The sequence below is a fragment of the Novosphingobium sp. 32-60-15 genome, from assembly GCF_002280675.1.
In the GTDB taxonomy this organism is placed as follows: Bacteria; Pseudomonadota; Alphaproteobacteria; order Sphingomonadales; family Sphingomonadaceae; genus Novosphingobium.
This window is the reverse complement of sequence record NZ_NCEN01000001.1, coordinates 193,982-205,489: the sequence shown is the minus strand read 5'-3', so window position 1 is coordinate 205,489 and position 11,508 is coordinate 193,982. Positions and strand designations below refer to the sequence as shown.

Sequence of the window (11,508 nt, the reverse complement as noted above, 5' to 3'; positions counted from 1 at the left end):
AAGCCTATATTTATGCCCTGCCCCTGCCAAGCCCCTATGGCGCCGGATCAACACCCTTCTTTGAGAACCCGCGCTTGCCCGCGCCGACGCGCTCGGATAGAGGCGGCGCAACCGTTTCACGCCATTCCATCAAGGATCCGTTATGGCTGCCCAATATGCCTACGTCATGAAGAACATGACGAAGACCTTCCCCGGCGCTCAAAAGCCGGTACTCAGCGATATCAGCTTGCAGTTCTATCAGGGTGCCAAGATCGGTATTGTCGGCCCCAACGGTGCCGGTAAATCGACGCTGATCAAGATCATGGCCGGGATCGACAAGGATTATACCGGTGAGGCCTGGCCGGGTGAACACATCACCGTCGGCTATCTTGAGCAGGAGCCGCAGCTCGACAATACCAAGACCGTGCTGGAAAACGTCAAGGAAGGCGCACGCGCGACCGCTGACATGGTTGACCGGTTCAACCAGATCGGCATGGAAATGGGCGAGGAAGACGCCGATTTCGACGCGCTTGGCGCAGAGATGAGCGAGTTGCAGGACAAGATCGACGCGGTCGATGGCTGGACGCTCGACAACCAGCTTGAAATTGCGATGGAAGCGCTGCGCTGCCCTCCCGGCGACTGGCCTGTGGACAGCCTTTCAGGCGGTGAAAAGCGCCGTATCGCGCTGACGCGTCTGCTGATCCAGAAGCCCGACATTCTGCTGCTTGACGAACCAACCAACCACCTTGACGCAGAATCGGTCGAATGGCTGGAAAACCACCTGAAGGATTACGCGGGCGCGGTCTTGATGATCACTCACGACCGCTACTTCCTTGATAATGTGGTGGGTTGGATCCTCGAACTCGACCGTGGAAAGTACTTCCCTTACGAGGGCAATTACTCGACCTACCTTGAAACCAAGGCCAAGCGCATGGCGCAGGAAGAACGCGAGGAGAGCGGCAAGCAAAAAGCACTGGCCCGCGAACTCGAATGGATCCGGCAGACGCCAGCCGCCCGCCAGACCAAGTCCAAGGCCCGTGTCCGCAAGTTTGAAGAATTGCAGAACGCACAGGACAACCGCCCTATCGGCAAGGCCCAGATCGTCATCCAGGTGCCAGAGCGTCTTGGCGGCAAGGTTATCGAAGCCAAGAACATCACCAAGGCTTATGGCGACAAGCTTCTGTTCGAAAACCTGTCGTTCATGCTGCCACCGGGCGGTATTGTCGGCATCATCGGTCCGAACGGCGCGGGTAAATCAACCCTGTTCAAGATCCTGACCGGCAAGGAACAGCCCGATAGCGGCACCGTGGAAATCGGATCGACCGTGCATCTGGGCTTTGTTGACCAGAGCCGCGATGATCTCGACCCCAAGAACAACGTCTGGCAGGAAATCTCTGACGGTCTGGATTACATGACCGTCAACAAGCAGGAAATGTCGACCCGCGCTTATGTCGGGGCGTTCAACTTCAAGGGCGCTGACCAGCAGAAGAACGTCGGCAAGCTTTCAGGCGGTGAACGCAACCGCGTGCACATGGCCAAGATGCTGAAAGCTGGCGGCAATGTCCTGCTGCTTGACGAACCGACCAACGACCTTGACGTGGAAACGCTGGGCGCGCTGGAAGACGCGATTGAAAACTTCGCCGGTTGCGCCGTGGTCATCAGCCACGACCGCTTCTTCCTCGATCGTCTTGCCACGCACATCCTTGCCTTTGAAGGCAACAGCCACGTCGAATGGTTCGAAGGCAACTTTGCTGCCTACGAAGAAGACAAGCGCCGCCGCCTGGGCGATGCCGCTGACCGGCCGACGCGCCTTGCTTACAAGAAACTCACGCGCTGATTTTCAGCGACATGGTGTTCTGCTACCGCCCTTTGCGGCGGAAGCGGAACACCAGCGTTTCTTCCTTGCCGCCGTCGCCATGCACAATGACTGATGCAGTCATCGCGTTGGGCCCGGTGCGTTCATAGGCTAAGCCGGAAAAATCCCAGCGTTGCTTGGCTACTGCGGACAACGGGAAGACGACAACTTTGTCCTTCTCTTCCCAGCCGGTCAAATCTGCATTGAAATGCTTTAGCCGGTAAGCCAGCGAGTTGCCGTCCTGAACTATGGTGATGATCTCGTAAAACATCACCGAGCCGTCTTTATTCAACTGCCGGAAATGGCCAACCATCTGGCCGCCAGCCGCCGGGGCGTAGGCCTCAAGCGCGGGCGCGCCCTCAATCCCTTCGCCTTCCCAAGATCCTGCCAGCCATGAAAGATCTGCCAGTTTGGCCGGTGGAGCAGCAGCAAAGCTGGTGCCTGAAAATGACACCAGCGCGGCAAAACCAAGCATTGCGGCCTTCATACACCTCTCCATCATGATCGCTTCGGAAGGTGCTTTATGGCGCGACCCATGACGCCTGCCAATCTTCACCAGCCGAAGCCCGCACAAAGCGCGCACGGACACCACCGTGATGCGTCAATTGCAGCCAATCCAGTGCGCGCACTTCGACAAGGAGGACGGCAAAGTTCTGACGCCCCTGCTCAGCCTCGTCAGCCGTCGGTGAACGGTTGAGCAAGTCTTCGGGCAGCGCTGCACCCGGGCCATCCAGCACCGCGCCCGGCCCGCTGGAGGCGAGGTAGCAGCGCTTGCTCGACAATTGCGCGGCGCTCCACGCGGCGTCGGCAATGGGGCCGGTACGTTCAATCCGGCCCTGCCCCTGCATTCGCAATTGCACCCGCGCGGCGGGATCATAAGCCAGCACGGACACAGGGCCGCCATTCGCAATCAGCCGCGCTTTTGGACTGCGCCAATCGGTATTGAAGCGCAGGCATGACAAGTCTGGCGTCGCTTCGCGCAGGACCATGATCCGCAAATCACCGTCAGCCGTGCCGATCACCAGCGCGTGCATGGGATGGCGGGCGCTTTTCAATGCCTCACCCAGCCGTGTTGCCGCATCGGCCAGCACACCGGCGAACGTCAAATCCATTCAGGAATTCCTTGATCAATATGAACAGAAGGCTACCAATCCGGTTCAGCCATCGGACAGCGCGACTCCAGTAGAACATCGTTAACAGGCTGCAAAAGGTTTTGCGGCAGGCACAATCGGGAAAGGGTCGGCATCATGTCCGCCAGTTCAATTTTCGGAAAAGGCGTGCTCAGCGCACTCGCCGTAGCTTTGGTGACGACAGCGATCCCTGCAACCGCATTCGCCCAGGACGAACGCCGCGCTGAACGCGGTGGCCGGTCATGGGGCGGTGGTGAAGCCCGTCGCGAAGGTGGTGTCCGTCCTGATATGCAACGCAGGGATATGCCGCGCGGTGATATGCAGCGCGGTGATGTGCAACGCGGTGGGGCGGAGTTCCGCAATCGCGGCACTGCGCAAATTCAGACACCACAGCCGCAAGTCCAGACAGCGCCACAGCAGCGCCAAAGTTGGAACGGAACTGCTCGGCCCGAGCGCTCAGCCCAAGAACAACGATCAACTGCGCGCCAGCCCGGCTGGGATGGCACGCGCTGGAACCCCACTAACCCTTCACAAGCACGTGCGGTAGAAGGGCGCAATTGGGAGCGTGATCGTGATCGTGATCGTGATCGCGACCGCGATAGCAGTCGCGACAGGAACTGGAGCAGCAGCAACCGCGGGCAGAACCCGGCATGGAATGGCCGCAATCCGACCTATTCAGACCGTGATCGCAACACCAATTATCGCCGCGATGACAGCCGCAATGGTTGGAGCAGTCGCGATAGCTGGAACAACCGCAACGGTTGGAACAGCCGCGACAATGACCGGCGCTGGAGCAACAACTGGCGCCAGGACCGGCGTTATGACTGGAGCGGATATCGCAGTTCCAACCGCAACCTGTACCGGATGCCGCGCTACTTCGCCCCCTATCGTGGCTACAATTACAGCCGCCTTTCGATCGGGTTTGTCCTTGGCTCAGGCTTTTATGGCAGCAACTACTGGATCAATGATCCGTGGTCGTATCGCTTGCCACCCGCTTATGCCGGGTACCGCTGGATCCGGTACTACGACGACGTGATTTTGGTTGATACCTATACCGGCGAAGTTGCTGACGTGATCCACAACTTCTTCTGGTAAGACGCCAGTCCATTTCTCAACGCAATCAGGCAAGGCCCCGGCACACTGTGCACGGGGCCTTCGCTGTCTCTTGCACCTGTCCATTCAATCACGCATGTAACCACAATCATGATCACGCTTCGTCGCAAATCCGGTTCAACCGATGAACAGCAAGCCTTGAAAAACGTTGGCGAGGTTGTGCGCAAACGGCTTTGCAGTGATCCGGGCGTCTATCGCATTCCGGTCGATGGACTGGAGATATTCGGTGTCGCCGATTTTTTCACAGCGGCCGAATGTAACCGGCTGATCGAAGCGGTAGATGCGGTGGCGCGGCCCTCTCCAACCTATAAAGGCACGGACGGGTCGGGCCGGACCAGCTACACCGGTGATGTCGATCCGTCAGATCCCTTCGTGCTGATGCTGCAACGGCGCATTGATGATCTGATGGGCATTGATCCATCGTTTGGCGAAACGATCCAGGGCCAGCGTTATGCGCCGGGACAGGAATTTCGCGGGCATTATGATCACTTTCTGCCATCACAATCGTTCTGGGATTCGGAACAAAAGCGCGGCGGACAGCGTAGTTGGACCGCGATGGCCTATCTGAATACAGTCGAAGAAGGCGGTAGCACCGATTTTACGCAAATTGATCTGTCGATCCCGCCTCAGCCGGGTGCGCTGTTAATCTGGAACAATATGAAGCCCGATGGCACCCCCAACGCCAAAGCAATGCATGCCGGTATGCCGGTGGTGCGCGGCATGAAATATGTGCTGACCAAGTGGTACCGGTCACGCCCATGGCGCTGAAATGGTCTGCCCGGATGGGTGCCGCATTGCTGGCGACGGCAATGGTGCACCCCGCACCACTGCTTGCACATGAAGCCTCTTTAGCGCCCGCACGGCTTGATGCGGCCCCAGCCAAAGCCACGCAGCTTTCCGCCAACACCATGCTCGACCGCCTCTTTGCCGAAGATGCGCGGCAAACCATGGCGCTTGATCCACTGGGTGCGCTGGAACAGGGCCAGCGCGTTTCGATCCAGCAATTTGCCCTGCTGTTCACGCCCGAACTGGCGCGCAGGCGGCGTGAAGCCAATGCGCGGACGCTGGCCACATTGGCGCGGATTGATCAAGCGCGGCTTGATCCCGGGCACCGCATTTCCTATGCGGTCTTTGAAGATACCAAGCGCAAAGAACAAGCGCTGCTGAGGCCCGAAGTCCAAGCGCTGACGGCAGTCCAGCCGTTCAATCACTTCGGCGGCTTTCACATTGCCTATCCCGAGCTTTCCGGGCCGGGCACTGCGGCGGCACTGACCTCGGTTGCCGATTTTGACCAGTTGATCGCGCGCCATCGGGCGTTGGATCATGTGTTCAGCCAAGCCATCGCGCGCTTTCGTGAAGGCATGGCTAGCGGGGTAACCGCGCCGCGGCTCACCGTTGACAACATGATCGTGCAAATCGACGGGCTTTTGGCGCAACCGGTGGACCAATCCCCGTTCATGGGCCCTGTCCGGCAGTTTCCCGATAGTATTCCGGCGTCAGAGCGCAGCCGCATCAGCGATGAGCTTGCCAGTGCAACCCAGCGCGAAGTCTATCCGGCCTATCGCGCCTTGCGCCGCTTCCTTGCCGAAGAATATCGCCCTGTGGCACGCGAGCAGGTTGGCTTATCGGCCATTGCGGGCGGCGACCAGCTCTACCGCTTGCTTGCGCGTTATCACACCACGCTCGATCTTGATCCATCCGCAGTGCACCAGCTTGGCCTCAATGAAGTGGCGCAAATCAAAGCACGTATGGTCGCGGTGAAGCTGGAATTGGGCTTTGATGGCCCACTGGGTGCCTTTTTCGACCACATCCGCACAGACCCGCGTTATCATCCCCGCACCGAGGAAGACCTTGCCGAAGGGTTCCGCGCGGTTGGCCGCCGGGTTGATGCCTTGGCACCGCAATACTTCCTGAATTTGCCGCGTACACCACTGAACATCCAACCCTACCCTGCCTATCGCGCCAAGTTTGAAGCGGGTGGAAGCTATGCCCAAGGCACGGCGGACGGCGCACAACCGGGCGTGTTCTTCTTCAATGCCTACGATCTGAAAAGCCGGTTTTTGACCGGCGTTTCAACGCTGTATTTGCATGAAGGTGCGCCGGGCCATCACTTCCAGATCAGCCTTGCACAAGAAAACACCGCCCTGCCCGACTTCCAAAGGTTTGGCGGCAATACCGCCTATATCGAAGGCTGGGCGCTCTATGCCGAAACGCTGGGCTATGAGATGGGCTTCTACAAAGACCCCATGCAGCATTGGGGCACACTGGATGACGAGATGTTGCGCGCCATGCGTCTGGTCGTAGACACCGGTTTGCACACCAAGGACTGGAGCCGCGACCAAGCGGTTGATTACATGCTCGCCAATTCGGGCATGGGCCGAAGTGATGCCGAGGCCGAGGTTGACCGCTATATCGCCAATCCGGGGCAAGCGCTGGCCTACAAGATTGGCGCGCTGACCATCCAGCGGTTGCGCAAGGAGGCAGAGGCCTCGTTGGCAGACCGGTTCGACATTCGCCTGTTCCACGATCAGGTCTTGGGCAGCGGTGCTTTGCCGATGCCGGTACTGGAAGCCAAGGTACGGCGCTGGATCACGGCAGGGGGCCCCGCAGGTTACTTGCGCTGACCTAGCGATCCTGCTGTAACCTGCGCAGCGTAACCGTTGGGGAAATCAATGCTCGGCTATTTCATTGCGGCACTTCCGCACTTTCTGGGCTATTTTGCGTCAGCGATGGCATTGGCGGCGGCGTTTTTGTTCCTCTATTCACGGTTCACTCCGCACCGCGAATTCGAACTGATCCGGCAGGGCAACTCTGCCGCGGCGCTTCAATTGACGGGCACCTTTATCGGCTTTGCAATCCCCGTGGCGGTGGTCATCGGCAATTCTGTGAGCATCCCTGACATGCTGCTTTGGGGCGCGGTGGCGGCAATTGTGCAGCTTGTGGTGTTCGTGGTTATCGCGCGCCTGTTGTTCAAAGAGATTTCCCATAAGATCACGGAGAATTGCGCGGCGTCCGGCCAGTTTGTTGGCGGGATCGGCATTGGCGTCGGCATTCTTCAAGCCGCCTGCATGGTGCCTTGAGCGATGAAGAAGCACCTTGCCCTGACCACGGCGATGGCGGCAACGCTGGCAGGACTTTCGGGATGTTCTTCACAGAATGAATGGGGCGATGATGTGGTCGTTGACCGCGATACGCGTGTCTGCGTGGACCAGAATGGCTACAGGGTTGAGGATAACCGATGCGGACAGCGTAGCGGCATGGGCGGGATCGGCTCCAGCGCGCTGCTCTGGTATTACGTCGGGCGCGGCAATCGCGTGCCCTATTACGGTGACCGCGTGAACGATCCACGGCTTGGTTTCAAAGGTAGCTACTTCCCCACCAAAGGCGCGCAATACGCCAACGCACCTGCAAAATCGAACCTTGTCAGAACCACTTCGGTATCGCGCGGGGGCTTTGGATCAACCGGCAGATCGTTTGGTGGTGGCCGGTCCTGATCGATGCGACGGTTACCCCTTACGCCGCGCCCGGAATGGCAAGCGACGGTCGAGGAACTGGGGCTGTTGTGGCACAGTGATACCGATGGCCCCTATTGGGATGAAACCGCGTGTTATCAATTCACTATGGCCCAGATCGAAACGATCGAGGCCGCAACCGAGGCATTGCACCAGCTTTATCGGGAAGCGGGCGAGCGTATTTCGCGCGATGACCAATTGCTGGCTGCTTGCGGAATTCCGTCAAGCTATCATGCGGCGGTGCGCGATGCCTGGCAAAGCAACCGGCCCGCGCTGGATTATGGCCGGTTTGATCTGGCGTGGGATGGCACGGGTGAGCCCAAGTTGCTCGAATACAATTGCGACACGCCCACGTCGTTGCTCGAAACGTCGATCATCCAGTGGGACTGGAAAGAGGCCGTCTTTCCGCAAGCCGATCAACTGAACAGTCTGCACGAGCGCCTGATTGCGCGTTGGCAGATGCTTGCACCTGCCCTGCCCGGTCGCCGGGTGTGGTTTGCCCATGTGGGCGATGCGGTTCACGAAGACACGATTACGACGACGTATCTCCGCGATCTGGCGCAGCAGGCAGGGCTGGAAACGCGCGGGTTGTTGATTGACCAGATCGGCATCAATGCCGACGGGCGGATTGTTGATCAGGACGATTACCTGATTTCCGCGCTGTTCAAGCTATACCCGTGGGAATGGTTGGCGGCTGAGGATTTCGGCCAACAGGTTCTTGCACACTTCGATGACACGGTCTGGCTGGAGCCGGTGTGGAAAATGATGTGGAGCAACAAGGCGGTACTGGCGATCTTGTGGGAGATGTTCCCCGGTCATCCCAACTTGCTGCCTGCTTCGTTCGATCCCGGAGCGATTACCGGCGACTATGTATCCAAGCCTGTGCTGGCACGTGAGGGCGCCAATATCGAGGTCGTGTCTGCAGGCCAGGTCATTGCGCGCACCGGCGGTGAATATGATCGCGGCAGGCTGGTCTACCAGCAGCGATACCCTTTGCGCGATTTCGGCAAGGGGTATCCTGTGTTGGGAAGCTGGATCGTGGGCGGCGAGGCAGCTGGCCTTGGCATCCGCGAAGATGGCCTGATCACCAGCAACCGGGCCCGCTTTGTCCCCCACATCATCGTTGATTAGGCTTCAATCACCCAAAGCTTCGGCGATCAATTTGCGGGTGTTGCCAACGCCATAGAGCGCGATAAAGCTGCCCATGCGGGGGCCTTGAGCAGAACCCAGCAGTGTTTCGTACAGGCATTTGAACCAGTCACGCAGCGTTTCAAATCCGTAGTGCGGATCCTTGCCGATTTCGTAGACGATGTTTTGCAGCAGTTCTGCCGTTGCATCGTCCGACGTGGCCGCCAGTTCCTCGTCCAGCGCAGCCAAAGCGAGGGCCTCTCCTGCCTCTGGCTTGCGGCGGACCAGCGTGGGGGCAATGAAATCCCGGTTGTAAGCCAAAGCGCGCGTAACCAAGCCATCCAGCGCAGGGTGTGCAGCGGGGTCGGCATTTTCAACGTAATTGCCAAGGTATGACCAGACCTGATCACGGCTGGCCCCTGCCCCCAAAACGCCGACAAGGTTCAGCAATAAGCCGTACGTTACGGGCAGCTTGTCACCCTCACCGCCGGTGTAACCATTGGCGCGGAGCAAGTGCCAGACGGGGTTGCCAAGCTGCTGTTCGACAGGCTGTTCAGGCAACTTTTCGCGGAACTGCCAGTATTCATCAACCGCGCGCGGGATGATGCCGACGTGGAGCGATTTGGCGCTCTTGGGATCGCGGAAAAGGTAGAAGCTTAGCGATTCATCGCTGCCATATTCCAGCCACTGCTCAATCGTCAGGCCGTTGCCCTTGGACTTTGAGATCTTCTCGCCCTTTTCATCGAGGAAAAGTTCGTAGATCAGGCCTTCGGGACGGCGACCGCCGAGCACTTGCGCAATGCGGCCCGATTGGGTGACACTGTCGGTCAGGTCCTTGCCGCACATTTCATAATCGACGCCCAAAGCGACCCAGCGCATCGCCCAATCGACTTTCCATTGCAGCTTGGACCAGCCGCTGAGCACAGTGTGTTCGATCACTTCGCCCGTTACGTCTTCAAACCGGACGATCCCGGCTTCGGCATCGACCACTTCGACCGGCACTTGCAGCACCTGGCCGTTGGTGGGCGATACGGGCAGGACGGGCGAATATGTCTTGCGGCGTTCTTCGCGCAAGGTGGGCAGCATGATGTTCATGATCGGCTGCCAATTGCGCAGGACATTGCGCAGCGCATCGTCAAATTCGCCCGCATTGTAGCGGTCTGACGCAGAGACGAATTCGTAATCGAAGCCGAACTGGTCAAGGAAAGCGCGCAGCATCGCGTTGTTGTGATGCGCAAAGCTTTCATGCGTTCCGAACGGATCGGGAATGCGGCTGAGCGGGTGGCCAAGGTGCGCTTCGAGAACGGCCTTGTTCTCGATATTGTCGGGCACTTTGCGCAGGCCGTCCATATCATCGGAAAACGCGACCAGCCGGGTAGGGTGCCCGCCTGTGAGCGTTTCATAGGCCCGGCGGACCAGCGTGGTGCGCAAGACTTCCTGGAAAGTGCCGATGTGCGGCAGGCCGGATGGCCCATAGCCGGTTTCGAATAACACGGGCACAAGGTTGCCAGCCGCATCGCGTTTGCCGCCCGGAAACCGCTTGGCGATCTTGCGGGCTTCCTCGAATGGCCATGCCTTGGAGGTTTGGGCGGCGGTGTGGATAGCGTCTGTCATAATGCTCGCCCTTTTGCGCGGACGTTCAGGTTTCGCAAGCAAAAGCTGACTACTGCCCGGCAGCCGTCAGGAAAACACCGAAAGGGCGGAACCGCCAACGCGGTTCCGCCCTTCCGTGGAGGTGCTCTTGAGGGAGGCTTACTTCAAGAGCGAAAGAACGTTCTGCTGTGCCTGATTGGCCTGCGCGATCATCGCGGTCGATGCCTGCGACAGGATCTGCGCCTTGGCCATCGCGGTCGTTTCAGCCGAGTAATCGGTATCGACGATGCGCGAGCGGGCATCCGACAAGTTGGTGACGTTGTCGTTGAGGTTGTTCACGACCGATTCAAGGCGGTTCTGGCCTGCACCGAGGCCGGCGCGGGTTGCGCTGACCGAGGTGAGCGCAGCATCGACATTGGTGATGGTTGCACTGGCATTTGTTGCGCCGCTGTTATCGCCAGCGACCGTGTCGTTGACTTTAAGCGACTGCGCGCCACCTGCGGTGTATTGGACAGCGCCCGTACCGAACAGCACGTCACCGTCGAAAGTCACGCTGCGCAGCGTAACAGTGTCAGTGGTCTCGGCACCGGTCTGGATGGTAAATGTACGATCCGTGGCCGGTGTCGGCGCAGTAGCGATTGAAAACAGAGGAATTCCGTTGAATTCTGACTTGGTCAGAACTTCACTGATCTGGCTGGTCAGGTTCTCGACTTCGGACTGCATCGCATCGCGATCCGATCCCTGATACGTACCCGAACCCGACTGAACGGCCAGTTCACGGATGCGTTGCAGCATCGCGGTGACTTCGTTCAGCGCGCCATCGGCGGTTTGCGCAAGGCTGATGCCGTCATTGGCGTTGCGTACGCCCTGGCTCATGCCCCTGATCTGCGAGGTCATTGTGGTGGTGATGGCAAGGCCTGCTGCATCGTCCTTGGCGCCGTTAATGCGCTTGCCGGTCGAAAGGCGTTCCATTGCCATGCCAAGCATCTTGGCGGCGGAATTCGAAGCGTTGGTAGCGCGGATGGCGCTGATATTCGTATTGATTACTGCCATGTCCCATTCTCCACTATGGGGCGAAGCCGGGTTGCGCTCCGCGATTGGTCCCAAGGTGAAGAACGGCGGATGGCCCGATCAATTAAGGGCTTTAGTGAATCGGCTGTCAACTTTTGGCAGGACCGGATGGCACTTGCCCTTTGTT

The 11,508-nt window shown here is 59.0% G+C and carries 11 protein-coding genes; 7 read left to right on the top strand and 4 right to left on the bottom strand.

What is annotated here, in order from left to right; all coding sequences use genetic code 11:
• Positions 1–142: 142 nt before the first annotated feature.
• Entirely contained in the window at positions 143–1,816 is a 1,674-nt protein-coding gene (gene ettA, locus B7Y89_RS00890) for an energy-dependent translational throttle protein EttA (protein ID WP_292934846.1), read from the top strand.
• 22 nt (positions 1,817–1,838) lie between these two features.
• Here the strand turns inward: ettA and B7Y89_RS00885 are convergent, their stop codons facing one another.
• Positions 1,839–2,321 carry a DUF6265 family protein gene (locus tag B7Y89_RS00885; RefSeq protein WP_292934845.1) on the bottom strand — a complete coding sequence of 161 codons (483 nt, stop codon included), beginning with the start codon at positions 2,319–2,321 and terminating at the stop codon, positions 1,839–1,841.
• A 34-nt stretch (positions 2,322–2,355) separates the two neighbouring features.
• Positions 2,356–2,946, bottom strand: a complete 591-nt coding sequence (locus B7Y89_RS00880; protein ID WP_292934843.1) for a flavin-binding protein — start codon at positions 2,944–2,946, stop codon at positions 2,356–2,358.
• Positions 2,947–3,081: 135 nt separating this feature from the next.
• On the opposite strand from B7Y89_RS00880, the gene B7Y89_RS00875 reads away from it, so the two are divergent.
• The 6 genes from B7Y89_RS00875 (at position 3,082) to B7Y89_RS00850 (ending at position 8,720) form a co-directional block, all read left to right on the top strand.
• On the top strand, positions 3,082–4,059 hold the full coding sequence (locus B7Y89_RS00875) for an RcnB family protein (protein WP_292934841.1): 978 nt from the start codon (positions 3,082–3,084) through the stop codon (positions 4,057–4,059).
• 108 nt (positions 4,060–4,167) lie between these two features.
• On the top strand, positions 4,168–4,845 hold the full coding sequence (locus B7Y89_RS00870; protein ID WP_292934840.1) for a 2OG-Fe(II) oxygenase: 678 nt from the start codon (positions 4,168–4,170) through the stop codon (positions 4,843–4,845).
• Positions 4,836–6,701 carry a DUF885 family protein gene (locus tag B7Y89_RS00865; RefSeq protein WP_292934838.1) on the top strand — a complete coding sequence of 622 codons (1,866 nt, stop codon included), beginning with the start codon at positions 4,836–4,838 and terminating at the stop codon, positions 6,699–6,701. Before B7Y89_RS00870 ends, B7Y89_RS00865 begins: the two co-directional genes overlap by 10 nt.
• A 48-nt stretch (positions 6,702–6,749) precedes the next feature.
• Positions 6,750–7,157, top strand: a complete 408-nt coding sequence (locus tag B7Y89_RS00860) for a DUF350 domain-containing protein (RefSeq protein ID WP_292934837.1) — start codon at positions 6,750–6,752, stop codon at positions 7,155–7,157.
• A 3-nt stretch (positions 7,158–7,160) separates the two neighbouring features.
• A complete protein-coding gene (locus B7Y89_RS00855) occupies positions 7,161–7,571 on the top strand; it encodes a hypothetical protein (protein WP_292934836.1) in 411 nt (136 codons plus the stop codon).
• A 3-nt stretch (positions 7,572–7,574) separates the two neighbouring features.
• A complete protein-coding gene (locus B7Y89_RS00850) occupies positions 7,575–8,720 on the top strand; it encodes a glutathionylspermidine synthase family protein (protein WP_292934834.1) in 1,146 nt (381 codons plus the stop codon).
• A gap of 3 nt (positions 8,721–8,723) precedes the next feature.
• On the opposite strand, the gene B7Y89_RS00845 is transcribed toward B7Y89_RS00850, so the two are convergent.
• Together B7Y89_RS00845 and B7Y89_RS00840 are read right to left on the bottom strand one after the other, a co-directional pair.
• Positions 8,724–10,331: a lysine--tRNA ligase gene (locus B7Y89_RS00845; RefSeq protein WP_292934833.1), complete on the bottom strand. Its 1,608-nt coding sequence runs from the start codon at positions 10,329–10,331 to the stop codon at positions 8,724–8,726.
• 138 nt (positions 10,332–10,469) lie between these two features.
• A complete protein-coding gene (locus B7Y89_RS00840; RefSeq protein WP_292934832.1) occupies positions 10,470–11,363 on the bottom strand; it encodes a flagellin in 894 nt (297 codons plus the stop codon).
• Positions 11,364–11,508: the final 145 nt, after the last annotated feature.